The following is a 24,515-nucleotide window of genomic DNA, read 5'->3' as shown; positions in this document are numbered from 1 at the left end:
GCCCTGGCTGGCGCAGGGCGGCCACATGGCGATACCGATTATTTGTTCAGCGGCGCGCCCGTGTACCTGAGCACGAGCCCTTTCGGCCCCACCGCCCAGCCGGCGGCCGGCGATGCGAACGCCACGGTGTTGACGGGCGTGCGGTCGAGGATCTTCCAGCTCTTGCCGGCATCGGTGGAATAGCCGGAACCGGCCAGCCCGGCCGCCACGAACGCCCCGGGGGCGCCGCGCACCGGCACCACCACCGACATGTAGCCGGCCGGCAACACCTGCACCGGCGTCCAGCTGGCGCCGCCATCCTCGGTGCGGGCGCCGTTCACGCCCGCCAGGTTCACTTCCTTGTAGTCGCCGCCGGCGGCGATGCCAACCTGCGGATCGCCGAACGCCACGGAGAACAGTCCGCGGGCCGGGGCGCCGGCGGCAACCGGCACGGCCGCAGCCTGCCATGTGCGGCCGCCGTCCTTCGAATGGAACACGCGCGGGTTCTGCGCGCCGCCGGTGGCGAACCATGCATCGCCGCTGCCGGCCACCGTCAGGCACGTGCCGCTGGCGGCGAACGCGCCTTCGTCCGGCAACGCGCGCAGGCCTTCGTCATCCTTGACCGGCTGCCATGTTTCGCCGCCGTCACTGGTGACGCGTACCTGGAAGCGGCCATCGACCGGATCGCCGAACAGGATGCCGTGGCGCGCATCCCGGAATGCGATCGCGTCCCAGAAGCCGCGCGGGTCGGGGTTGGTGACCGACAGCTGCCATGTCGCGCCGCCGTCGGCCGTGCGATAGATGCGCGACGCGTCGCCCGGGCCGGCACTCATCACGATCGCCGTGCTGGCGTCGACCGCGTGGATGTCGCGGAAGTCGAGCTTGTCGGCGCCCGGCACGGCCAGCACGGTCCACGTGGCGCCGTCGACGGTGCGCAGCACGGTGCCCTTCGCACCGCTGGCCCATGCCACGGTGGAACTGACCACCGACAGGCCGCGCAGCTCCACCTGCGTGGCGGCGGCCTGCGGCTGCCACGCGGGCCGAGGCGCATCCTGCGCCGCCAGTGCCGGTGCGGCAACGAGCATCGCGGCCAGGGCGATGGCGATCCTCATCAATCGTTCTTGACGACGATGGTGGGGAACTTGCTGCTCATGTCCTTGGCTTTTTCGGCCACGCGGATGGCCACCTTGCGGGCAATTTCCTTGTAGATCAGCGCCACCGGGCCGTCCGGTTCGGCCACCACGGTGGGCCTGCCGGAATCGGTCTGCTCGCGGATCGACATCTGCAACGGCAGCTTGCCCAGGAAATCGACCTTGAAGTCCTGCGTCATCTTCTCGCCGCCGCCGGCACCGAAGATATCCTCGACATGGCCGCAGTTCGAGCAGATGTGCGTGCTCATGTTTTCCACCACGCCCAGGATCGGGATGCCGACCTTCTCGAACATCTTCAGGCCCTTGCGTGCATCGAGCAGCGCGATGTCCTGCGGCGTCGTGACGATCACGGCGCCGGTCACCGGCACTTTTTGCGACAGCGTCAGCTGGATGTCGCCGGTGCCCGGGGGCATGTCGATGACGAGGTAATCCAGATCGCGCCAGTTGGTCTGGTCCAGCAGCTGCTGCAACGCCTGGGTGACCATCGGGCCGCGCCAGACCATCGGCTCGTCCGGATCGATCAGGAAGCCGATCGACGAGACCTGCACGCCGTGGCCTTCCATCGGTTCCATCGACTTGCCGTCCTTCGTGACCGGGCGGCCGGATACGCCCAGCATCATCGGCTGCGACGGGCCGTAGATGTCCGCGTCGAGCACGCCGACGGTGGCGCCTTCGGCGGCCAGCGCCAGCGCGAGGTTCACGGCGGTGGTGGACTTGCCGACGCCGCCCTTGCCGGAAGCGACAGCGATGATGTTCTTGACATTGGGCAGCGGCTTCAGGCCGCGCTGCACCGTGTGGGCGATGATCTTGCTGTAGACGTTCAGGCTGACCGGCAGGCCGAAAGACGCGAGCGCGGCCAGCACGCTGGCGCGGATCGGCTCGATCTGGCTGTTGGCCGGGTACCCGAGCTCGATTTCCAGGCTGATCTGACCGTTTTCGACCTTCAGGTTGCGGACCGATTTGGTGGCGATGAAGTCCTTCGTGGTGTTCGGATCGACCACCTTGGACAAGGCTGCCTTGACGTCTTCGACTGTGATGCTCATGTAAATCTCCGTGATTGATGCGGCAGTCTAGCGCAAATCGGCCGCCGGCATGCAAAGCCTGGCGAGTACGTACACAACTGGCGCATGGCCTTTCACAGGCTGGTAAAATGGCACCCTTTATACAACCTCACTAGCGCTGACCATGACCCGCAAGCTGTTCGTCACCACCGCCCTGCCCTACGCAAACGCCGCCTTCCATATCGGCCACATGATGGAATACATCCAGGCCGACATCTGGGTCCGTTTCCAGCGAATGCAGAGCGACAACGTGGACGGCAAGCTCGCGCCGCGCGAAGTGCATTTCGTCGGCGCCGACGACACGCACGGCACGCCGATCATGATCGCCGCCGAAAAGGAAGGCATCACGCCGCAGGAATTCGTGGCCAAGATCGCCGCCGGCCGCGCGCAATACCTGGACGGTTTCCATATCGGTTTCGACAACTGGTATTCGACCGATTCGCCGGAGAACGTCGAGCTGTCGCAGGGCATCTACCGCAAGCTGCGCGACAATGGCCTGATCCAGACGAAAACCGTCGACCGCTTCTTCGATCCGGTCAAGGGCATGTTCCTGGCCGACCGCAACATCAAGGGCGAATGCCCGAAATGCGGCGCCAAGGACCAGTACGGCGACAATTGCGAAGTGTGCGGCGCCGCCTACCAGCCCACCGACCTGGTCAACCCGTATTCGGTGTTCACCAACGCCACGCCGGTGCTGAAGCCTTCCGAACAATATTTCTTCAAGCTTTCCGACCCGCGCTGCTTCGAATTCCTGCGCGACTGGCTGAACACGCCGGGCCGCCTGCAGCCGGAAATGGTCAACAAGGTATCGGAATGGCTGGGCGAAGCCGGCGAAAAGCTGGCCGACTGGGATATTTCCCGCGACGCCCCCTATTTCGGCATTCCGATCCCGGATGCGCCGGGCAAGTTCTTCTATGTGTGGCTGGATGCGCCGGTGGGTTACCTGGCGTCGCTGAAGAATTATTTCGGCAAGCACGGCATCGATTACGACACGTTCCTGCGCGACCCGGCCACCGAGCAGATCCACTTCATCGGCAAGGATATCGTCTCGTTCCACCTGCTGTTCTGGCCGGCGATGCTGAAATTCGCCGGCCATCCGGTGATCGACAACCTGAAGGTGAACGTGCACGGCCACCTGACGGTCAACAATGAAAAGATGTCCAAGTCGCGCGGCACCGGCATTTCGCCGCTGCGTTACCTGAACCTGGGCATGAACCCGGAATGGCTGCGTTACTACATCGCCTTCAAGCTCAATTCCAAGGTGGAAGACCTGGACTTTACCGGCGAGGACTTCGTCGCGCGCGTCAATTCCGATCTGATCGGCAAATACATCAACATCGCCAGTCGCTGCGCCGGCTTCATCGCCAAGAAATTCGATGGCAAGCTGGCCACGGAGCTGTCCCACGAAGCGCGCGGCTGGATCAAGCGGGCGCTGAAGAACGCCGATGGCCTGGTTCGTGCCGATGCGATCGCCCTGCACTATGAAAACCGCGAGTTCGGCCGCGCACTGCGCGAAATCATGGAAATCGCCGACGTGACGAACCAGTACGTGGACGAGAACAAGCCATGGATCCTGGCCAAGGATGAAGCGAAGTTGTCCGAACTGCACGAAGTGTGCACGACGGCGCTGATCCTGTTCCGCCAGCTGACCATCCTGCTGTCGCCGGTGCTGCCGGGCGTGGCGGCGAATGTCCGGACGTTCCTGAACGACGCGCACGTGACCTGGGCCGACACGGGCCTGGAAGCGGCGTCGTCCGAGATGCTGGGCCGCACCATCGGTGCCTACAGCCACCTGATGACCCGCGTGGACGCGAAAATGATCGACGAGCTGTTCGACGCGCCCAAGCCTGCCGCGGCGGTTGCCGCGCCGGCCGCCGCCACGACCGCCCCGGCCGTCGTTGCCGCACCGGCTACCGGCACCGGCATCGAGCCGCTGGCGCCCGAGATCAAGATCGACGATTTCGTGAAAATCGACCTGCGCATCGCCAGGATCGTCAATTGCGAGCACGTCGAAGGCTCCGACAAACTGCTGCGCCTCACGCTGGATGCCGGCGAAGGCCGCCACCGCAATGTTTTCTCCGGCATCAAATCGATGTACCAGCCGGCCGACCTGGTCGGTAAATTGACGGTACTGGTCGCGAACCTGGCACCGCGCAAGATGAAATTCGGCATATCCGAAGGCATGGTATTGGCCGCATCCGCCGCGGACGAGAAAGCCAATCCCGGCATTTATATCCTGAACCCATGGCCGGGCGCCGAGCCAGGCATGCGTATCGGCTGAAAAAGATTCGAGCAAACGATGAAATTTGTCGTCCGGACTGCCGCCAGCGACGATGCACCGATAATTGCCGGCCTCACGCGCACTGCGTGGGCCGGTAAAGTCAGCGTCACTTCCAGCGGCCACCGTGAAACCGCCGTCCTCGTCGCAGAACACCTGCGCCAGGGCGGCGGTTTTATTTTATTGAAGGAAAACTTTCCAATCGGTTCCGTGCGCTGGTTGCCGCACGATACGGAACCGGATTGCTGGGAAATTCTCAGGATGGGTGTGGTGCCGGAATATCGCGGCAATAACCTGTCCCAGCATTTACTGGAAGCGGTAATTCACCATGGCATCGAAAGCGGCATCGGCGAATTGCGCCTCGCTGTCCGCAACGACCAGCCCAAGCTGGTCGATTTCTATGCCGCCTTCGAATTCGAATTGGCCGAAGAGCTCGAGTACTCGCACGCTAATCCCCTGGAACCAGCCCCGCTCGTAATGCGCCGTACACTGCGCTGATTGTTGAGACTATCACTCAGACGGCGCTTTCACACCGTCACTTCATGCCAATATTTGGCTCGATGAGACCAATTATCAGCATAAAAAGGCCTGTATTCGCCGATTTCTTTGTCTTTATATAACTGTACTGTCATAAAAAATCGGGGACAGCCGGAGCGTCGTACCGCCCGATTTTCCAACGCTGAACCGCAATTAAAACGATCTGATGAAAAAAAGCCGGCGCTTGGGGCCGGCTGTGCTGTTATCAGGATTGTTGCTGTCCAGCGATGGGTTTGGGCGGCTTGGGCGGGGTGGATTGGTCGCACGCCGCCAATAACAACTGTGCCGCGACGATTGCGGCAAGCATTTTCAGCATGTGGCCTCCGGCATTCAAGGGAACCGCTTCAACATATCAGTTTTAAAACGCGGCTGGCGCACCTATGGAACCTATGCCGGGCGGCGCGATGACACGACAATACCGCCGACGATCAGCAGGAATGCCACGCCGTGATATAGATGCGGCGCCTCGCCGAGAAATGCGGACGACATCAGGGCGGCAAACAATGGCGTGAGATTACTGAAGAACGCGGCAATGGCCGGGCCGGCCTGTTGCACGCCAGCACCCCAGCAGCGGAATGCGATAATGGCCGGGCCGATCGCGACATAAACCAGCGCGGCAATCAATGTCGTGTTCCAATGGATGACCGGATCGAGTATTGCCCATTCTCCGGCGGCGAATGCGCCCGACCATGCAACACCGAATCCCACCTGGGCAATCAGGAATGAAGCCCAATTGCCGCGCAGCGCGGCAGGCTCGGAAGTCCTTATCAGCAGCCAGCTGTACAGCGACCAGGCGATCGTTGCCAGGATCATGAACAAATCGCCGGCGACAAGGCGCAATTCCAGTAAATGGTGCCATTCCCCGCGCGCCAGTACCACCAGCACGCCGCCGATCGACAGCACCGCGCCGACGATCTGCCGGCGTGTCACGGCCGCGCCGAAAAATAGCCAGCCCGTCGCCATCATCCACACCGGCATGCCGGCGGCCACCAGCGTCACATTGATCGGCGTGCTGCTCTGCAGCGCGAGATATTGCAGCGCGTTATACATGCCCACGCCCAGCAAACCCAGCACGGCATAGTGGTGCCAGTGCCGCCACAGGTTGCTGTCGCGCCCGAATACCGGCCCCGCCAGTGGCAGCAGGATCAGCAGCGCCAGCAGCCAGCGCAGGAAGTTGAGCGTCATCGGCGGCACCAGTTCGTGCACCAGGCGGCCGACGATCGCATTGCCGGCCCATAGCAGGGGTGCCAGGGTCAGAAGGAAGGCGGTATGGGGTGTCAGGCGTGAATTCATTGCAGGAAAGAATAACCGATCCGGCAAGCCGTTGCAGACGCGGCAGGCGGGGATGCGGCACGATACGGAAATTCCCTGAGGCATGCCGCAGCGCGGTAGAATACCCGCTGCTTTCCACCACCTTTCACGATATGAAACTCCTGTTCAAACAACACCGCATGTACGAGTCCGAGCACACCCAGTTCATCAAGGCTCTGAAGGACAAGAACCCGAGCATCGAGGCAGGCCAGCAACAGGGCCGTTCCCTGCTGTGGGACAAGGCGCCGACCACGCTGGACGAGCAGGCCCGCCAGCGCGATTCCCGCATCGCACAACAGCCCTACGTTTACCAGAACAAGCTCTGATCCTTCGGGACGGCACGCATGCTGCCACACGACGCGGCGGGCGACGCACAGGGCAGCAGCGCCACCGCTGCGCCGGACAGCCCGGCCGGAGCGCCGCCAGCAGGCGATAGCGCTGGCGCACCCGCTGCCGGCGCCGCTTTCGCACGCCTGTACGGCGAGCCACTGCTGAAGCTGCCGAACGACCTGTACATCCCGCCCGATGCCCTCGAGATCTTCCTCGAAGCGTTCGAAGGCCCGCTGGACCTGCTGCTGTACCTGATCCGCCGCCAGAATTTCAACATCCTGGACATTCCGATGGCCCAGGTCACGCTGCAGTACCTGAAGTACGTGGACCAGATCCGCCTGTCGAACCTGGAATTGGCCGCCGAGTACCTGCTGATGGCGGCCATGCTCATCGAGATCAAGTCGCGCATGCTGCTGCCGCAGCGCCCGCACGACATCGAGATCGAGGCGGAAGATCCACGCGCGGAACTGGTGCGGCGGCTGCTGGAATACGAGCAGATCAAGCTGGCCGCCTACGACCTGAACGCCGTGCCGCAGGTGGACCGCGATTTCGTGCGCACGCAGGTCTTCATCGAGCAGAGCCTGGTGCCGGTGTGGCCCGACGTCAGTCCGGCGGACCTGCAGGCGGCCTGGCGCGGCCTGATGAAGCGCGCGACACTGAAGCAGCATCACAGGATTTCGCGCGAAGAGCTGTCGGTGCGCGAGCACATGACGATGATCCTGCGCCGCCTGCAGTCGCAACGCTTCGTCGAGTTCGCCGACCTGTTCGACGTGGCTGGCGGCGTGCCGGTGCTCGTTGTAAACTTTGTCGCGATGCTGGAACTGGCAAAAGAAACCCTGATCGAAATCACCCAGGCCGAGCCGTTTGCGCCGATCTATGTGCGCCTCGCGTATTCGCCCGCATGATTTCACACGAATCCCCGGCCGGCTCCCGGCCTGACCCAACAAGAATATTATGAAAATCATCTCCTCCATCGAAGAACTGCGCGACCAGCTGTCAGGCCAGTTGCGTACCGCATTCGTGCCCACGATGGGCAACCTTCACGAAGGCCACCTGTCGCTGATGCGCCTGGCGCGCAAGCACGGCGACCCGGTCGTGGCATCGATCTTCGTGAACCGCCTGCAGTTCGGCCCGAACGAGGATTTCGACAAGTATCCGCGCACGTTCCAGGCGGACGTGGAGAAGCTGGAAAAGGAAGGCGTGTACGTGCTGTTCGCGCCGACCGAGAAAGACCTGTACCCGGAGCCGCAGGAATACCGCGTGCAGCCGCCGGACGACCTCGGCAACATCCTGGAAGGCGAATTCCGTCCGGGCTTCTTCAACGGCGTCTGCACCGTGGTCACGAAACTGTTCTCGTGCGTGCAGCCGAAGGTGGCCGTGTTCGGCAAGAAGGATTACCAGCAGTTGATGATCGTGCGGAACATGGCGCGCCAGTTCGCGCTGCCCACGCAGATCATCGGCGCCGAGACGTTCCGCGCCGACGACGGCCTGGCGCTGTCGTCGCGCAATATGTATTTGTCCGCCACGGAACGCGCCGAGGCGCCGGCGCTGTATGCGGCGCTCAATGCCGTCGCCGGCGAGGTGCGCGCCGGCCACCTCGACGTGTTCGAGCTCGAGCACAAGGCCATGGACGGCCTGGCCGCGCGCGGCTGGAAGCCGGACTACATCAGCATCCGCAAGCGCGCCAACCTGCAACCGCCGAACGCCGGCGACCTCGCGCAGGGCGAGCCGCTGCTGGTGCTGGCCGCCGCGAAGCTGGGCACCACGCGCCTCATCGACAACCTGGAAATCTGATGTCATGGTGCCAGGCGCCACTCCCGAAAGGAATGATGCCTGGTACCGGTTCCGCTCAACGCGTGGCGCCGCCTGTCAACCCGTCACGCTCTGCGCCCACGCCAGCGCCGACAGGTGCGCCCGGTTGACCTCTTCCGGCGCGAGCCGCAGCGATGCGGCCAGCGAAGCGACGAGGCTCGAATTGAGCTCGCACGCCTCGGCCAGCGCCAGGTACGGGCCGTAGCGCCCGCCCCGCTCCAGCAGCGCGGCGACGATCTCGGCCGACAGCGGCACCGTCTCCAGCACTTCCTGCATCGGGATTCCCAGCAGCCGGTCCAGCAGCGAGAACATGCCGGCGACGAAGATATTCTCCGCATCCGCCCGCCCCAGTGCGGCCAGGCCCAGCAGTTCGGCCAGCCGGCCGCGGACGACCGCCGTTTCCAGCAGCACCGGCGAGTAGCCGCTCGTGCTGGCCGTGGCCAGCAGCAGGGTCAGCCAGCGATACAGCGGCTGGTAGCCCAGCATCGCGATGGCCTGCTTCAGCGACTGCACTTCGCGGCCGGCGCCGAACCCGGCCGAGTTGATGAAGCGGAGCAGCTTGTAGGACAGCGCGGCATCCCGTTTCAGCACGCCTTCGAGCTTCGGCACGTCCGCATTGGCCTGCACCATCTGCATCAGCTGCAGGATCACCGTCTGCGCCGGATTCATCCCCTTCACTTCCGGGCCCGGGCGCGGCGTCAGGTGCAGCTTGCCGACGAAGGCGTCGATGCCCAGCGCGGCGCAGGCATCGAAGTCTTCCCACGTGGTGACCGGGCGGCCGACCATGCGCACCGACGACTGCTTCAGCGCCGCATAGGCGCGCGCCTGCTCGGCCACGTCGGCGCCGGTGAAGCGCACCTCGACGAACGAGGCGATCATCGGCAGCCGGTTGCCCACGCGGGCCAGGTCGCAGTTGCGCAGCAGGATGCCGACATCGCCGGCGCGCAGCGCGCGCACGGCGGCCAGCGTGTCGGGATTGGCCAGTTCGGCGGTGCGGATCGACAGCACCGTGTGCTGCGGCGGCAGGTCATGCAGCGCGTCCGTCGACAGCATCCCCGGCACGGCCTGCAGGAACAGCGTCTTGTCGCGCAGCAGCCAGCCCCGTTCGGCATCGTTGACGAGTCCGGCGACGAAGCGCACCAGGTCCTCCAGCTCGGCCTGGGCGGGGACGGCCGCGGGGTCGAGCTGCCAGGCGAGTTCGTAGCCGACCACGCGCTGCTGGGGATCGAGCAGCGGCTCGCGGACGAGGAAATGCGTTTGGTGCATGGCGGGGAAAGTAAAAACGGGCCGTACGGCCCGTCCTGAATCAGAAGCCCAGGCTGTCGAGCAGGTCGTCGACCTGGCTCTGATCGGCAACGACACCGTCTTTCGCCTTGTCGATCTGCGGGCCGTTCAGGAGACCGGTGTCGATCTCCCTCTTCAGCTCCTCGGGCGCGAAGTCGATCAGCGTCTGTACCAGCTGCTTTTCGAGGTTTTGCGCGATGGAAGTCACGCGCTTGATCACCTGGCCCGTCAGGTCCTGGAAATCCTGCGCCATCATGATGTCCATCAGGTGACCCTTGGTGGCGCCGGTGGCCTCGGTGGTGGCGGCCAGCGTGGCGACGGTGCGCTGCGCCAGCGCGCGCCAGTCGGCGTTGTCGCCGCCCTGGCCATCGAGCAGCGCCTGCCATGCGCCGGACAGGTCCTTCGCGTCGCTGCAGATGCGATCCTGCAGGGGGCCTGCTTCGTCGGTGGCATTGAGCACCTTCTGCGCGGCCGTTTCGGACAGGCGCGCCACATAGTCGAGCCGATCGCGGGCATCAGGGATATCCTCGGCCGCCTTCTCGATCAGTTTGTCCAGCCCGAGACCGCGCAGGTTCTCGTGCAGCGCACGGGTCATGTGCCCGATGCGCGCCAGGAACTCCTCATGCGGATCCGCGCCTTCCGCGACGGCGACGCCGGCTTGCTCACCCATGAATCAGACTCCGATTTTCTCGAAAATCTTGTTCAGCTTTTCGTCCAGCGTGGCCGCGGTGAAAGGCTTGACAACATAGCCGTTGGCGCCGGCCTGGGCCGCCGCGATGATGTTTTCCTTCTTGGCTTCGGCGGTCACCATCAGCACCGGCAGCTTCGCGAGCGCTGGATCGGCACGAATGTTCTGCAGCATCGTCAGGCCATCCATGTTCGGCATGTTCCAGTCGGACACGACGAAGTCGAACTGTTCCGAGCGCAGCTTGGCCAGCGCCATCACGCCATCCTCGGCTTCGTCCACATTGGCATAACCCAGTTCTTTCAACAGATTCCGGACGATGCGGCGCATCGTCGAGAAGTCGTCAACAACTAAAAATTTCATCTTTGGATCAGCCATGAATTGCTCCGTTGTTTCTCTACGCGGTTATAAATAATTAGTGTGGTTGGTGTCGCGTCACCAGCGATTCGAAGGATAGCATTTAAGTTGCCTCTAGGGAATGAAGCGCCCTCGAATCGCCGGTAAAAAACACAAAACCGTTGTATCGCGTACTGCAGTCACATAGTGGCACAGAATCGCCGCCGATAAGTCGACGATAGGTTGCCGACCGGGCTACACCCGCAGGGCGCGCATCCCGTGCTGTGCCAGGTAACCCAGCACCATCCCGGGCAATGCCGGCAATGCTCCCACCTCGTGGGTGGCACCGACGGCGATCGCCTCGCGCGGCATGCCGAACACCACGCAGCTGGCCTCATCCTGGGCAAAATTATACGCCCCGGCCGCTTTCATCTCCAGCATCCCTGCCGCGCCGTCCTTGCCCATGCCGGTCAGGATCACCCCGACCGCATTCTTGCCCGCGTGTTGCGCCGCCGACCGGAACAGCACGTCCACCGACGGCCGGTGCCGGTTGACGGGCTCGCCTGTGTCGAGCTTCGTCATGTAATTCGCGCCGGAACGCGCCAGCAGCAGGTGCGAGTGGCCGGGCGCGATATAGGCATGGCCCGGCAGCACGCGCTCGTTGCCTTGCGCCTCGCACACGGAAATCCTGCACAGCGAGTCCAGGCGCTTCGCGAACGAGCGGGTGAACCCTTCCGGCATGTGCTGCGTGATCAGGATGCCCGGGCAGTCGGACGGCATCTGCATCAGGAATTCCCGGATCGCTTCCGTTCCGCCGGTCGAGGCACCGACGATGATCAGTTTTTCGGACGACATCAGTGGATTGCGCAATTGTGGCAGGGGAGCGGCGCCTTCGGCGCCCGCTTGGGGCAGCGTGCGGGCACGGATGCGCGCCTTGGCCGCCGCCCGGATTTTATCGGCGATCAGGTCGGCATAGTCGCGCATGCCGGTCTGGATCGATATCTTGGGTTTTTGCACGAAATCGACGGCGCCCAGTTCGAGCGCGCGCATCGTGATTTCCGAACCGCGCTCGGTCAGCGACGACACCATCACCACCGGCATCGGCCGCAGCCGCATCAGCTTTTCCAGGAAGTCGAGGCCGTCCATCTTCGGCATCTCCACGTCCAGCGTCAGCACGTGCGGGTTGGTCTGCTTGATCAGCTCGCGCGCCACGAGCGGATCGGGCGCAGTGCCGACCACTTCCATGTCCGGCTGGCTGTTGATAATTTCCGTCATCACGCTGCGGATCAGCGCGGAATCGTCGACGACGACTACCTTGATCTTCATGGTTTCCTCGGCAAGACTGCGCAGGACTGCGCCTTGTCAGAACAGTTCGATTTCGCCGGCGACCGGCTGCTTTTTCAGGCGGCTCGCGTATTCGATCTCGCGTTTCGCCAGTGTGTCGTTATGGGACTGCATCAGCTTCTTCACCAGCACCTTGCCGGTACGGGGAAAGAAATAGACCTTGCGCGGATAGATGTCGTTCAAATCCTCGGCCACCACGCGGATCCGCTCGTTGCGCAGAAAACTCTGCACGAACGCCGCGTTGCGCTCGCCCACGTTCATCGCGGTAAAGCCCTTCAGCACGGCGCCGCCCCCGAATACCTTGGCTTCCAGGTTATCGCGCCGGGCGCCCGATTTCAGCAGGCTGTTGATGAGGATTTCCATCGCATACGTGCCGTAGCGCGCCGATGCCGACACGGGGCTGTTCGCGTCCGCGCCGCCGTCCGGCAACATGAAATGGTTCATGCCGCCCAGGCCCGACACGCGGTCGCGGATACAGGCCGACACGCACGACCCGAGCACGGTCACGATCAGCATGTCCTTGTTCGTGAAGTAGTACTCGCCCGGCAGGATCTTCGCCGCCTCGCAGTCGAAGGTGCGGTCGTAGTAGACGTTGGTGGCGATGTGTTCGTTGTCCATCTGGGTCTTTCGCTTTGTGCTCTCGCTTGGTGGTTGCTTCGCGCGCCGGCGTTCGATGCCGTATTCAGGCTTTCGCCACGGCCGCCGCCGCGCTGGCGCGCGCGGCGGTGTCCAGCTCGTACACGGTTTTTCCGCGCAGTTTCAAGGCGTCCGACACATACAGGAAATTCTCCGAATGCCCGGCGAACAGCAATCCATCCGGCTTCATCAGCGGCACGAAGCGCGACAGGATCTTGCGCTGCGTGGCCTTGTCGAAGTAGATCATCACGTTGCGGCAGAAGATCACGTCGAACGGGCCGCGGATGTCCCAGCGCTCGTCGAGCAGGTTCAGCTGGCGGTAGGTGATCAGCTGGCGCAGTTCCGGGCGCGCGCGCACCATGCCGGACTTGTCGCCCTTCCCCTTCAGGAAGAAGCGGCGCTGCTGCTCGGCCGTCAGCTTCTCGATCCGTTCGATCGGATAGATGCCGTTGGCGGCGGTGGCCAGCACGTTGGTATCGATGTCGGTGGCGATGATGTGCACCGGCGGCGTCAACGTGTTCAGCGCCTCGCACACGGTGATCGCGATCGAGTACGGTTCCTCGCCCGTGGAACTGGCCGAGCACCAGATGTTCAGCGTTTCGCCCTTGTGCTTGCGCACGTGGTCGGCCAGCAGCGGGAAATGGTGCGCCTCGCGGAAGAACGACGTCAGGTTCGTCGTCAGCGCGTTGGTGAACGATTCCCACTCGTCGGGCATGCGCCCGGCTTCCAGGTCGTCGAGGTATTTCGCGAACGACACGATGCCCGTCGCGCGCAGGCGCCGCGCGAGCCGGCTGTAGACCATTTCCTGCTTGCTGTCGGCCAGCGAAATGCCGGCCCGCTTGTAGATCAGTCCACGGACCCGCTCGAAATCGCGGCCGTTGAAATCGAATTCCTTGACGGTGTCTCTGGACATCTCGGCTCCCGGGGCGGTCAGAATTCTTCCCAGTCGTCGCCCGCGGGCGCCGGGGCGGCTTTCTTCGCCGGCGATTTCTTCACCGGCACGTCGAGCACGGCGACCGCGCGCACCGGCGGCTTATGGGCCACCGCGGCCTTCGGCACAGGCCTGGCTGCCGGGCGTGCCGGCGCCGCCAGGGCGACCTGCTCGCCACCGAGCTTGAAGATCGCCACCGCCTCGGCCAGCCGCTGCGCCTGGTCCTGCATGCTCTCGGCCGCCGCCGCGGCCTGTTCGACCAGCGCGGCGTTCTGCTGCGTCATGTCGTCCATCTGCGCGATCGAAATGTTCACTTCCTCGATACCCTGGCTCTGTTCCTGCGTGGCGGCGGTGATCTCGCCCATGATGTCGGCCACCTGGCGGATCGACGTGACGATCAGGCCCATTGTCTGGCCCGCTTCGTCGACCAGCCGTCCGCCGGCATCGACCTTGGTCACGGAATCGTCGATCAGCGCCTTGATCTCCTTGGCCGCGCTGGCCGAACGCTGTGCCAGGTTGCGCACCTCGGAAGCCACCACGGCGAAGCCGCGGCCCTGTTCGCCGGCGCGCGCCGCTTCCACGGCGGCGTTCAGCGCCAGGATATTGGTCTGGAACGCGATGCCGTCGATGACGCCGATGATGTCGACGATCTTCGACGAGCTCGCCTTGATCGAACCCATCGTATCGACCACCTCCGACACCACCTGGCCGCCCTTTTCCGCCACCGACGAAGCCGTCACGGCCAGCTGGTTGGCCTGGCGCGCATTGTCCGCGTTCTGCTTGACGGTCGAGGTCAGCGTGCCCATCGCGCTGGCGGTCTCGCCCAGCGAACTGGCCTGCGTCTCGGTGCGCGACGACAGGTCGGCATTGCCCGAGGCGATTTCCTGCGACGCCAGCGCGATGGTTTCGGTACCGCTGCGCACCTGGCCCACGGTCTTGACCAGGCTGTCGTTCATGTCCTTCAGCGCCTGCAGCAGCGCGCTGGTTTCATCCTTGCCTTCGACCACCACGCGCGAGGTCAGCTCGCCGGCGGCGACACGCTGCGCCACCTCGACGGCACCGGCCAGCGGTACGGTGATCGAACGCGTGGTGAAGATCGCGCAGACGACACCGACGGCGACGCCGAGCGCACCCAGCAGCAGCGTCAGCATCAGCACGCGGTTATCCGCCTGCACCGAGTTATCCTGGAGCGTGCGCATTGCCGCGTGCTGCATCTCGACCAGGCGGTTCAGGCCTTCCAGCGTGCGCGTGTTCAGCGGATCGATGCGGCCCGAGATGATCTTCGTGGCACCCTCGGCATTGAAGGCCATCACCTGCGCCATCGCGTCCTTGAACGCGGTATCCACACCCTTGTCCAGCTCGGCCAGTTCGGCCAGCACCTTCTTTTCGGTGTCGTCCAGGCCCAGCTTTTCCAGCTTGCCCAGCGCTTCCGAGTAGCGCGCCTGCTGCGCCTTGACCTTGGCTTCTTCCTTCTGCATCAGCTCCACGTCCGACTGCAGGCCGATGTTGCGCATGGCGATGCCCGATTCGAGCATCGCGCTTTTCATCGCGATCGCCGCGCGGGTCTTGGCGCTGGTCAGTTCCAGCCCCTCGTTCAGCTGCGCCTTGTTGCGATGATTCAGTCCGTTGGCGGTCAGCACCAGCGCCACCAGGATCAGCAAGATGATGCCGAACCCGATGCCTAGGCGTGTACCGATCTTGTAATCCCGTACGCTCATATTAATTCCCGTTCCCTCAATGCAACCCTGAATACGGCGCGCCCTCTTGGCGGGGCGCCGGCCGCGATGTATTTGCCTGCGTATTTGCTGCGTATTTGCCGCCTGACCGGCCGCTCAGGCGGCCGTCTTGTCCATCAGCCCCATTTCCGGGCTCGACATCAGTTTGTCGATGTCCATCAGGATCAGCATCCGTTCGCCGACGGTACCGAGGCCGATCATGTATTCCGACGAGAACACCGTGCCCATCTCGGGCGACGGCTTGATCTGGTCCGGCTCCAGCGTGGTCACGTCCGACACGCTGTCCACCACCATGCCCACCACGCGGCCGTTGATGTTCAGGATGATCACCACGGTGAACTGGTCATACACCGGTTCGCCGAGGTGAAACTTGATGCGCATGTCGACCACCGGGATGATGATGCCGCGCAGGTTGATCACGCCCTTGATGAATTCCGGCGCGTTGGCGATGCGGGTCACCGCTTCGTAGCCGCGGATCTCCTGCACCTTCAGGATGTCGATGCCGTATTCTTCCTTGCCCAACGTGAAGGCCAGGAATTCGTGGCCCGCGATGTCGGCGTTCTGGATGGGGTCTGCCATGTGATTTCCTTTGTCGGAGTCTTTGTTCAATATGCCGGCTCAGCCCAGCATGCTCAGGGTGGCTTCGTCCACCAGCTGGCGCGAGGAGCGGATCAGCGCCGCCACGTCCAGGATCAGCGCCACGCCGCCGTCGCCCAGGATCGTGGCGCCGGAAATGCCGGCCACCTTGCGGTAATTCGATTCCAGGTTCTTCACCACCACCTGCTGCTGGCCGACCAGTTCGTCGACGAACAGGCAGGCCTTCCTGCCTTCCGTTTCCAGGATCACCAGGATCCCTTCCCACGGTTCGGCGAAGCGCGGGGCGATGCCGAACATCTGGTACAGCGGGATCAGGGGCAGGTATTCGCCGCGCACCTTGACCACCCGGCCCTTGCCGGTGATTTCGCGCACGTCGGTTTCCGCCGGCTGCAGCGACTCGACCACGAAGCCCAGCGGCAGGATGTAGACCTCGTCGCCCACGCGGATCGACATGCCGTCCAGGATCGCCAGCGTCAGCGGCAGCGAGATCGAGATCGTGGTGCCGAATCCCTTGGCCGAGCGGATGTCGACGGTGCCGCCCATCGCCGTGATGTTGCGCTTGACGACATCCATGCCCACGCCGCGGCCGGACACGTCCGTCACCTGCTCGGCCGTCGAGAAGCCCGGTGCGAAGATCAGCTGCCATACGTCGGCGTCGGGCATCGTGTCCGACACGGGCAGGCCGTTCTGCCTGGCCTTCGCCAGGATCCTCTCACGGTTCAGGCCACCGCCATCGTCCGATACCTCGATGATGATGTTGCCGCCCTGGTGCGAGGCCGACAGGAACAGCCGGCCCGCATCGGCCTTGCCGGCCGCACGGCGCACCTCGGGCATTTCGATGCCATGGTCGATGCTGTTGCGCACCAGGTGCGTCAGCGGGTCGACAATGCGCTCGATCAGGCCCTTGTCCAGTTCCGTGGCGGCGCCGTTGGTGATGAAGTCGACCTTCTTGCCGAGCTTGGTGGCCAGGTCGCGCACCATGCGCGGGAAGCGCGAGAACACGAAGTCCATCGGCATCATCCGGATCGACATCACCGCTTCCTGCAGGTCGCGGGTATTGCGCGTCAGCTGGCCCACCGAGGCCAGCAGCTTTTCGTGCACCATCGCGTCGAGCGCATCGACGCGCTGCTCGATCATCGCCTGCGTGATCACCAGTTCGCCCACCAGGTTGATCAGCTGGTCCACCTTCTCGATCGATACGCGGATCGACGACGCTTCGGCGCCCCCGCTCTGGCCTGCGGCGGCCGCCTTGTCCACTTCCTTCTTCAGCGCCTTCTTTTCTTCCACCGCCGTTTCGGCCGGCGCGGCATCCTTGATGCCCGCCGCGGCGCGGATCTGTTCGACCGGCTGGAAGAAACCGTAGCCGCGCGCCGCGTCACCCGCACTCTCGGCGCCGGCGCGGATTTCCTCCAGCGGCTGGAAGAAACCATAGCCTTCGCCCGACTGCGTAGCGGCGCGCATTGTTCCCTCTTCCGCCTTGCTCAACGGCTCGAAGAAGCCATAGCCGAGATCGTCCTCGACGTCCTTGCGTGCGGCCTGCTCGAGCGCCGCCTGCTCGCCGGTCAGCGCCGGCAGCTCGACGACGTTCATTTCTTCCGTATTCAGCACGAACGAGCAGATCGCCACGATGTCGTCGAGGCTTTCATGCGTGGTCACGAGCATCGCGTTGCGCTCGCGGTCGATCGGCGTGACCGCCACGTGCGCCATCAGGCCCAGTTCGGCCGCCAGCGCCGTCACGTCGCGGTGCGGCATCGCGGGCAGTTCGAGCCGCCAGCGGCGCCCGCCGCTGTGATCGACCGTTTCGCTTTCCGCCGCGGCACCGTGGAATGCCGGCGCCATGTGGGCGATCGCTTCCACCTGCACGTCCTGCGCGAGGTGCTGCAGCATCATCCGCACGTCGCCCACCGCGTCCTGGTCGACGGCGGTGCCCAGCCGGTGGCCGTCGAGCTGCATCTTCAGCGCGTCCTTGGCGGCCAGGAACGCGTCCACGTGGTCGAGCGTGAGCGCCATCTCGCCCTTGCGGATCCGGTCCAGCAGGGTCTCGAGGATGTGCGTCACTTCCGTCATGTCGGTCAGGCCGAACGTGCCGGCGCCGCCCTTCACGGAATGGGCGGTGCGGAAGATCGCGTTCAGATCCTCCTCGGTCGGCGCTTCGACGTCGACCGCCAGCAGCAGCCGCTCCATTTCAGCCAGCAATTCCTCGGCTTCGTCGAAGAAGACCTGGAAGAACTGGCTTATGTCGATGGTCATGGGGAGACTCCGCAAATGCCAAGTGCCAAGTTCACGGCACGCATGATCAGCCGATGACCTTCTTCACGACCTCGATGAGGCGTTGCGGGTCGAACGGCTTGACCAGCCAGCCGTTGGCGCCGGCCGCGCGGCCCTTGGCCTTCATCTCGTCCGACGATTCGGTGGTCAGCATCAGGATCGGCGTCTTCGCGTAGGCAGGCAGTTCGCGCAGGCTCTTGATCAATTGCAGGCCGTCCATCTTCGGCATGTTCTGGTCGGTCAGCACCAGGTCCACTGCGCCCTGCTTTGCCTTGTCCAGGCCATCCTGGCCGTCGACCGCTTCCACCACCTGGTAGCCGGCGGCCTTCAGGCTGAACGCCACCATCTGGCGCAGGGAGCTGGAATCGTCAACCGCAAGAATCGTTTTTGCCATTTTCTTCTCTCACTTATCAAAACTTAGCTGCTAAATTTCGGGCACTTGATGGCCCACTGTGTATTCGATACCGATGCGTCTGTTCAAAACAGCTCGATGTCGCCGCTCTCGAGATGCTTCTGGCTGACCGCCTTGCGCAGCACGTTGCGCAGCTCCAGGCTCTGGATCGCCAGCGCCATGCTGACCTTGCCGAGCAGTTCCACCATCTCGTCGTTGTCGCTGTCCGGGTTCATCTCGGCGCCATGGGCGCCCAGCGTGGCCAGGAATTCGCGCAGGCCCGTCACGCGTTTCAGCGTGCGGTCGATCAGCTGGCTCGTCATGTCCTGGAACTGCATGCTGGTGATCGCCGCGTTGACATGCGTGCCGACCTGGTCGTTCATTGCCTCGAGCTTTTCCTTGGCGTCCAGCGTGGGCGTGCCGCCGTCGAGCAGCAGGCGGATCGTGCCCTGCTGGTCGCTGACGGCCGCGTGGATCGCCATGAAATTCTGCGACAGCTTCTCGATGGCCTCTTCCAGCAGCAGGTTGGTCTGCAGCAGGTCGGTTTCGACTTCCGTCAGGTGGCGCTTGCCGTGGTCCGACACGCCGGACAGCAGGCGCTTCACGTGGGAGCCGAGGATTTTTTTTCTGTTCATGTGAATCTCGCGATGACTCTCTTCTGCTGTTGACTCGCTGCTGCCTATCGGGAGCCTGCCGCCGGAGCGGCCGGTGGGGAGCCTGCCGCCGGCGCCGCGCTTCCCGCCGCGTCCGCGCCGGTGCCGCTGCCGTTGCCGTTGCCGTTGCCTACTTCCAGTTTGCCGGCGTCGCGCATCAGGCCTTCTTCCGTTTTCTTGTTCATCACGATAATGCTGATGCGCCGGTTGATCGGGTTGAACGGGTCCTTGCGGTCCAGGTTCACGGCCGAGCCCAGGCCCACCACGCGCATCACCTTATTGTCCTGCATCCCGCCCTGGACGAGCGCGCGCCGCGAGGCGTTGGCGCGATCGGCCGACAGTTCCCAGTTGCTGTAGCCGTTTTCCGAGAAATACGGCGTGGCATCCGTGTGGCCGGACAGGCCGATCTTGTTCGGCACATCGTTCAGCACCGGTCCGATCTCGCGCAGGATTTCCGCCGTGTAGCCGGCCAGTTCCGCCTTCGCGCTCGGGAACATCGGGCGGTTCTGCTCGTCCACGATCTGGATCCGCAAGCCTTCGCTGGTGAAGTCGAGCATCAGCTGGTTCTTGAACTTCTGCAGCGCCGGCGAATTCTCGATCTTCTGCTGCAGCCGTTCCTTCAGGCCCTGCAGCCGCTGCGCCTCTTCGCGTTCCAGCGCCTGCTTGGCGGCGGTCAGGTTGAAGGTTTTCTTCTTGACGTCGGGATCGTCGCCGCCCTTGACCTGGCCATCCTTGCGGGTCAGGTCCTTGCCGCCACCGGGAATCACGGACGAGCTGTCGCCGCTGCCCGAGCCGCCCTGCATCGCCACCTTCAGCGGCGTCTTGAAGTATTCGGAAATGCCGTTCAGGTCGCCCTTGGTGGTCGAGCCCAGCAGCCACATCAACAGGAAGAACGCCATCATCGCCGTCACGAAGTCGGCATACGCGATCTTCCAGGCGCCGCCATGGTGACCGCCGCCGCCTTTCTTGATGCGCTTGACGATAATGGGCCGCAGGCCTTCATCAGCCATGATGTGTGCTCCCCGTCCGGATGTTCACGCCCATTACTTCGACTTGGATTTCTTGATGTGGTCTTCGAGCTCGGCGAACGTGGGGCGTTCGGTCGAGTACAGCACCTTGCGGCCGAATTCGACCGCCAGTGCCGGCGCATAGCCGTTCAGGCTGGCCAGCAGCGTCACCTTCACGCACTGGAACATCTTGGTCGATTCTTCCAGCTTCTGTTCCAGCAGGCTGGACAGTGGCCCGACGAAACCGTAGGCCAGCAGGATACCGAGGAAGGTGCCGACCAGCGCATGCGCGATCAGCATGCCCAGCTCGGAAGGCGGCATGCCCACCGATTCCATCGTGTGCACCACGCCCATCACCGCCGCCACGATGCCGAAGGCCGGCAGGCCGTCGCCCAGCTTGGCGATCACGTGCGCCGGCACGGCGCCTTCGTGGTGGTGGGTTTCCAGTTCGTTGTCCATCAGGTTTTCGATCTGGAACGCATCCATGTTGCCGGACACCATCAGGCGCAGGTAATCCGTCATGAATTCCACGACGTGGTGATCCTCGAGCACCGACGGGTACTTCGAGAACAGCGGGCTCTGTTCCGGCGTTTCGATATCGCCCTCGATCGACATCAGGCCTTCCTTGCGCACCTTGGACAGGACGTCGAACAGCAGCGACATCAGGTCCATGTACAGTTCCTTGGTATAGCGCGAGCCCTTGAACAGCGTCGGCAGGGCGGCCAGCGTCGCCTTGATGGCCTTGCTGTTATTGCCGACGAAGAAGGCGCCCACCGCGCCGCCACCGATCATCAGCAGTTCCAACGGCTGGAACAGGCCCGCGAGATGTCCGCCGGCCAGCGCATAGCCGCCAAACACGCTGGCGCAGACCACGATATAACCGATAATTACTAGCAAGCCTGCAAACTCCTATAAGAATGGGGCGCAGCAAATGATTCCACAAGGAACTACAATAGCGTGAGACAGCCGCCCTCGCAAGAGAAAGCCAATCAAAACAGCCAAACAAATAGTGGCGGTGCTCCCTCTGTGGTAAAGATGGTCTTGTCCGGTTTGAAACCCGGGATATTGAATTCGTAACTTACTAACAGGCTGCCAACTTTCATCTCGCGGCGTGCCTTATCAAAAAGGCCCGACATTACCGCCGGTGATAAATAGGCAAACACCACGTCATACTCGCCAAAATCGATCTTCTCATAATCGCCGCGAATGAATCGCGCGCCACTACCGGTAATTCCTGCACGCCATTTCGAATATAAATACGGCAACGGCGCCAGCTCGATGCCGGCGCATTCGGCATCCGGCCGGGCACGTGACAGGTGCAGCGTCAACCCGCCAAGGCCGCTGCCCACGTCGATGACCCGCGCGCCGGGCCGGGCCGGCAGCAAGGCCTCGACTGCCCGCCACACCGCGGGATTGGAAGGAAAGTACGGTACCTGGGTGCGAAACGTGGACCAGTACCAGCCCAGCAGCAGGATGAAGACCGCGAGGAACAGCACGGGCGGCAATCGCAGTCCGAGCGCGGCCAGCAGCGCGACAGGGAACAGCAGCTGGATGAGGCGCCACCATGGCGCCAGGCCGATCTTCCATGTCACCAGCATGGCGACCACGCCCTGCAGCGCGGTCGCCTCCAGCAGTGTCAGTCCACGGCCGAACGTCTCGAGCCCCACCGCCAGCGCGGCGGTGGGCAGCAGGGCGAACAATTGCACGAGCAGTGCGCGCACGGCCGGCAAATGAAAAAGCCGGGGTGACGTCATGCGCTACCCCGGCTTTTCCCGACGGAATGTTTGCGAAGGCTTACACGGCGGGTCACGCGGCGACGGCCTCTTCCCTGGCTTTGCGCGTCTTGCCGGCCCGCGAAGGCATGTGGCACAGGCCGCAGTGGTAATCGCCGTTCAGGTCCATGCCGTTGACGATGAACTTGCCCTGGCACTTGCGGCACCCCTTCAGTTCCAGCATCCGGCTGCCGAAGAAGCGCACCAGCGTCCAGGCCCGCGTCAGCGACAGCAGCGGCTCTTCGCCTGGCGCGGGCGGCATCTGCTCCAGATACAGCTGGTAAGCCTTCATCACGGCGTGGATACCGGTGGCGCCCGCGTGCTGCACCAGGAAATCGTGGATGTTCATGAACAGCGAAGCATGGATGTTCGGCTGCCAGGTCAGGAACCAGTCGGTCGAAAACGGCAGCATGCCTTTCGGCGGCGACACGCCCTTGAGCTCCTTGTACAGCTTGAGCAGGCGCTCGCGCGACAGCGACACTTCGGATTCGAGCAATTGCAGCCTTGCACCCAGGTTGATCAGCTCGATAGCGAGCCCGATCTCCTGCGCTTCGGTGACGACGCTTTTTTTACCGGCATTGCTCATGTTTCACTCCCCGTCCAGCTTGTTATATAGGATCAATGACTGCGGAATGACCGCGAGTGTACCGCTCAGGCGATTTCTTCGACGCCCTGTCCGGCCATCAGGATCGCCGCGTGCGACTGGGCCAGCGAGCGGTCCTTGTTGTAGTTGGTCAGCATGCCCAGGATCGCGCTGTCGTCGAAGCGGAAACGGGCCAGCATCATGTTGCCGCCTGCCAGCTTCAGGATCTGGGCATTGCTCATGCCTTCGATCAGGTCGGCAATGTCGGTCGAGATGCCGAGCCGGAAAATGGCGGTGACCTTGTCCGCGCGGATCATCTGCTGGGCCAGCATCAGGTAGCTCAGGTTCGCATCGCGGATCTCGGCCATCATGTCGTTCGCAGTCATTGTGTGCTCCTCAAATCGTTTCCGTTGAGACACATTCTGCTGTAGGGGCCGCAGCACGAGAAGAGGCCGGTGTCTGTATTTGCTGTAGGGAAACGACGATCGCGCCCTGTCAGCGTTTGTCTGACAAACGCAGGGCGATCATGGGGACGCGCCAGTATTGGCGCGGCTTTGCGGAGGAATGCCGGGCTTCAGGATGTAAGCGAAAAACTTCGTTTTATCGCCTGAATCAGGATGCCTGGTTGACGCTTTTTAGCGACATCTGTACCGGTTACGGCAGCCTTGGCGGGAACTTTAGGGTGACAGCCAAAAAATTTTATAATTTTTTCCTGTCATCCAATGCAACGAACAAGAATGCTTTTCCGGACATCTGGATGGGGTAACGGCAGGTGCCGCCGGAACTTTAGGCTTTTCTTCAAAAAAAATTGAAAAAGTTTTGTTGGCAATTCGCCATGAATACGCGAATTCTTCATTGGTGCCATTATTGCAAGTGACATTCAATCAATTGGCATGTTATCAACGCATATGGCTTTGCGAGTAGCACCATTTGAAAGGGAGAATGGCATGGCAATATGACATTCCTGTCGTGCTACACTCCCGCCTTTGTCCGGGCGGCGCCCGTTTCCGCGGGATCAGCGGGAAGCGCCATGAGCTTTTCCGCCTCCGGCAGCCTTGCCCGTACCGGGGCCGGGGCCGGACGCCGGAGCCTGGAAACAATGGAGAGCAACATGCAACAAGCGATTAGCCGTACGGCGCTCCTGCTGGCGGCGGCCGTGCTGTGCAGCACCGCGGGCGCGGCCGACAGGAACAGGAACGTCGGCGAGCCCGGGCAGTTCGATTACTACGCACTGGCCCTGTCCTGGTCGCCTTCGTACTGCGCTACCAATGGCGGGCGCGACCCGAACCAGTGCGGCAGCGGCCGCCGGCTCGGTTTCGTGCTGCACGGTTTGTGGCCGCAATACGAAAACGGTTATCCGCAGAGCTGCTCGCGCGAGCCGCTGCCGCCCCAGGTGCGCCGCAAATACGAGGCGATCTACCCTTCGCCCAAGCTGATCGGGCACGAATGGACGAAGCACGGCACCTGCTCGGGCCTCGCACCGGAACAGTACCTGGCGCTGTCGGCGAAGCTGAAGGATGCCGTGGTGGTGCCGGCCGCCTACCGGGCGCCGGAGCAGCCGGTACGGGTGACGGTGGCCGGGTTCAAGGATGCCTTCCGTGCCGCCAATCCACGGCTGGCCAGCGATGCGATCGTGCCGTTCTGCGGCGGGTCCGGCCGTTTCCTGCGCGAGATCCGTGTCTGCTACCGGCCCGACGGCGCGTCGCGCAGTTGCGGACAGGCCGAGATCAAGCGCTCGCAGAAGAGCTGCGGCCAGCCGTCGTTCCTGTTGCAGAGCGTACGCTGATACCGCCCGCCGCCCCGTTGTACGCAATGCCGACCATTTGCCGGTAA

At 63.4% G+C, this 24,515-nt stretch carries 25 protein-coding genes; 6 read left to right on the top strand and 19 right to left on the bottom strand.

The window, feature by feature from the left end; translation table 11 throughout:
- Positions 1-38: 38 nt before the first annotated feature.
- Together GJV26_RS22690 and apbC are read right to left on the bottom strand one after the other, a co-directional pair.
- The gene (locus GJV26_RS22690) at positions 39-1,091 is read right to left on the bottom strand and encodes a WD40/YVTN/BNR-like repeat-containing protein (RefSeq protein ID WP_155710971.1); all 1,053 of its coding nucleotides are present in this window, start codon (positions 1,089-1,091) and stop codon (positions 39-41) included.
- On the bottom strand, positions 1,091-2,173 hold the full coding sequence (apbC, locus tag GJV26_RS22685) for an iron-sulfur cluster carrier protein ApbC (protein ID WP_155710970.1): 1,083 nt from the start codon (positions 2,171-2,173) through the stop codon (positions 1,091-1,093). The genes GJV26_RS22690 and apbC overlap by 1 nt, the downstream gene beginning before the upstream one ends.
- A gap of 142 nt (positions 2,174-2,315) precedes the next feature.
- Here apbC and metG point away from each other — a divergent pair, with 142 nt between their 5' ends.
- Positions 2,316-4,472 (top strand): methionine--tRNA ligase, encoded by a 2,157-nt coding sequence (gene metG / locus GJV26_RS22680; RefSeq protein ID WP_155710968.1) that lies wholly within the window; start codon positions 2,316-2,318, stop codon positions 4,470-4,472.
- An 18-nt stretch (positions 4,473-4,490) separates the two neighbouring features.
- Complete coding sequence (locus tag GJV26_RS22675; protein ID WP_155710967.1) at positions 4,491-4,967, top strand: GNAT family N-acetyltransferase; 477 nt, start codon at positions 4,491-4,493, stop codon at positions 4,965-4,967.
- 426 nt (positions 4,968-5,393) lie between these two features.
- Here the strand turns inward: GJV26_RS22675 and GJV26_RS22670 are convergent, their stop codons facing one another.
- Positions 5,394-6,299: a DMT family transporter gene (locus GJV26_RS22670; RefSeq protein WP_155710965.1), complete on the bottom strand. Its 906-nt coding sequence runs from the start codon at positions 6,297-6,299 to the stop codon at positions 5,394-5,396.
- Between the two features lie 158 nt (positions 6,300-6,457).
- Between GJV26_RS22670 and GJV26_RS22665 the strand changes: the two genes are divergently transcribed.
- The 3 genes from GJV26_RS22665 to panC are packed head-to-tail and all read left to right on the top strand — an operon-like array spanning position 6,458 to position 8,441.
- Positions 6,458-6,643 (top strand): DUF3460 family protein, encoded by a 186-nt coding sequence (locus GJV26_RS22665; protein WP_229419393.1) that lies wholly within the window; start codon positions 6,458-6,460, stop codon positions 6,641-6,643.
- Between the two features lie 18 nt (positions 6,644-6,661).
- A complete protein-coding gene (locus tag GJV26_RS22660; protein ID WP_155710962.1) occupies positions 6,662-7,552 on the top strand; it encodes a segregation and condensation protein A in 891 nt (296 codons plus the stop codon).
- Between the two features lie 49 nt (positions 7,553-7,601).
- Positions 7,602-8,441: a pantoate--beta-alanine ligase gene (panC, locus tag GJV26_RS22655; RefSeq protein WP_155710961.1), complete on the top strand. Its 840-nt coding sequence runs from the start codon at positions 7,602-7,604 to the stop codon at positions 8,439-8,441.
- A gap of 75 nt (positions 8,442-8,516) precedes the next feature.
- Here the strand turns inward: panC and GJV26_RS22650 are convergent, their stop codons facing one another.
- The 16 genes from GJV26_RS22650 to flhD all read right to left on the bottom strand — a co-directional run bounded on the left by GJV26_RS22650 (position 8,517) and on the right by flhD (position 23,068).
- On the bottom strand, positions 8,517-9,725 hold the full coding sequence (locus GJV26_RS22650; protein ID WP_155710959.1) for an EAL and HDOD domain-containing protein: 1,209 nt from the start codon (positions 9,723-9,725) through the stop codon (positions 8,517-8,519).
- 40 nt (positions 9,726-9,765) lie between these two features.
- Positions 9,766-10,413 (bottom strand): protein phosphatase CheZ, encoded by a 648-nt coding sequence (gene cheZ / locus GJV26_RS22645; RefSeq protein WP_155710958.1) that lies wholly within the window; start codon positions 10,411-10,413, stop codon positions 9,766-9,768.
- A 3-nt stretch (positions 10,414-10,416) separates the two neighbouring features.
- Positions 10,417-10,806 carry a chemotaxis response regulator CheY gene (cheY, locus tag GJV26_RS22640; protein WP_130188415.1) on the bottom strand — a complete coding sequence of 130 codons (390 nt, stop codon included), beginning with the start codon at positions 10,804-10,806 and terminating at the stop codon, positions 10,417-10,419.
- Positions 10,807-11,019: 213 nt separating this feature from the next.
- Positions 11,020-12,090, bottom strand: a complete 1,071-nt coding sequence (locus GJV26_RS22635) for a protein-glutamate methylesterase/protein-glutamine glutaminase (RefSeq protein WP_155710957.1) — start codon at positions 12,088-12,090, stop codon at positions 11,020-11,022.
- Between the two features lie 36 nt (positions 12,091-12,126).
- Positions 12,127-12,726 carry a chemoreceptor glutamine deamidase CheD gene (gene cheD, locus GJV26_RS22630; protein ID WP_155710956.1) on the bottom strand — a complete coding sequence of 200 codons (600 nt, stop codon included), beginning with the start codon at positions 12,724-12,726 and terminating at the stop codon, positions 12,127-12,129.
- A gap of 64 nt (positions 12,727-12,790) precedes the next feature.
- Positions 12,791-13,657, bottom strand: a complete 867-nt coding sequence (locus tag GJV26_RS22625; protein WP_155710955.1) for a CheR family methyltransferase — start codon at positions 13,655-13,657, stop codon at positions 12,791-12,793.
- A gap of 17 nt (positions 13,658-13,674) precedes the next feature.
- The gene (locus GJV26_RS22620; RefSeq protein ID WP_155710953.1) at positions 13,675-15,393 is read right to left on the bottom strand and encodes a methyl-accepting chemotaxis protein; all 1,719 of its coding nucleotides are present in this window, start codon (positions 15,391-15,393) and stop codon (positions 13,675-13,677) included.
- Between the two features lie 114 nt (positions 15,394-15,507).
- A complete protein-coding gene (locus tag GJV26_RS22615) occupies positions 15,508-15,990 on the bottom strand; it encodes a chemotaxis protein CheW (RefSeq protein WP_155710952.1) in 483 nt (160 codons plus the stop codon).
- A gap of 39 nt (positions 15,991-16,029) precedes the next feature.
- Positions 16,030-18,258, bottom strand: coding sequence for a chemotaxis protein CheA (gene cheA, locus GJV26_RS22610; protein ID WP_155710951.1), 2,229 nt, complete (start codon positions 18,256-18,258; stop codon positions 16,030-16,032).
- A 46-nt stretch (positions 18,259-18,304) separates the two neighbouring features.
- Entirely contained in the window at positions 18,305-18,670 is a 366-nt protein-coding gene (locus GJV26_RS22605; protein ID WP_130188408.1) for a response regulator, read from the bottom strand.
- 83 nt (positions 18,671-18,753) lie between these two features.
- Entirely contained in the window at positions 18,754-19,302 is a 549-nt protein-coding gene (locus tag GJV26_RS22600) for a chemotaxis protein (protein ID WP_155710950.1), read from the bottom strand.
- 44 nt (positions 19,303-19,346) lie between these two features.
- Positions 19,347-20,330, bottom strand: a complete 984-nt coding sequence (gene motB / locus GJV26_RS22595) for a flagellar motor protein MotB (protein WP_155710949.1) — start codon at positions 20,328-20,330, stop codon at positions 19,347-19,349.
- Between the two features lie 33 nt (positions 20,331-20,363).
- Positions 20,364-21,224, bottom strand: a complete 861-nt coding sequence (gene motA / locus GJV26_RS22590) for a flagellar motor stator protein MotA (RefSeq protein WP_155710948.1) — start codon at positions 21,222-21,224, stop codon at positions 20,364-20,366.
- 92 nt (positions 21,225-21,316) lie between these two features.
- Entirely contained in the window at positions 21,317-22,081 is a 765-nt protein-coding gene (locus GJV26_RS22585; RefSeq protein ID WP_155710947.1) for a class I SAM-dependent methyltransferase, read from the bottom strand.
- A gap of 52 nt (positions 22,082-22,133) precedes the next feature.
- Positions 22,134-22,685, bottom strand: a complete 552-nt coding sequence (gene flhC / locus GJV26_RS22580; protein WP_155710946.1) for a flagellar transcriptional regulator FlhC — start codon at positions 22,683-22,685, stop codon at positions 22,134-22,136.
- A 65-nt stretch (positions 22,686-22,750) separates the two neighbouring features.
- Positions 22,751-23,068, bottom strand: coding sequence for a flagellar transcriptional regulator FlhD (gene flhD / locus GJV26_RS22575; RefSeq protein ID WP_130188402.1), 318 nt, complete (start codon positions 23,066-23,068; stop codon positions 22,751-22,753).
- 725 nt (positions 23,069-23,793) lie between these two features.
- Between flhD and GJV26_RS22570 the strand changes: the two genes are divergently transcribed.
- Positions 23,794-24,468 (top strand): ribonuclease T2 family protein, encoded by a 675-nt coding sequence (locus GJV26_RS22570; protein WP_155710945.1) that lies wholly within the window; start codon positions 23,794-23,796, stop codon positions 24,466-24,468.
- Positions 24,469-24,515 lie beyond the last annotated feature (47 nt).

The organism is Pseudoduganella dura (assembly GCF_009727155.1).
GTDB lineage: Bacteria > Pseudomonadota > Gammaproteobacteria > Burkholderiales > Burkholderiaceae_D > Rugamonas > Rugamonas dura.
The sequence above is the reverse complement of the archived record's forward strand: the minus strand, read 5'-3'. Positions and strand labels throughout refer to the sequence as shown.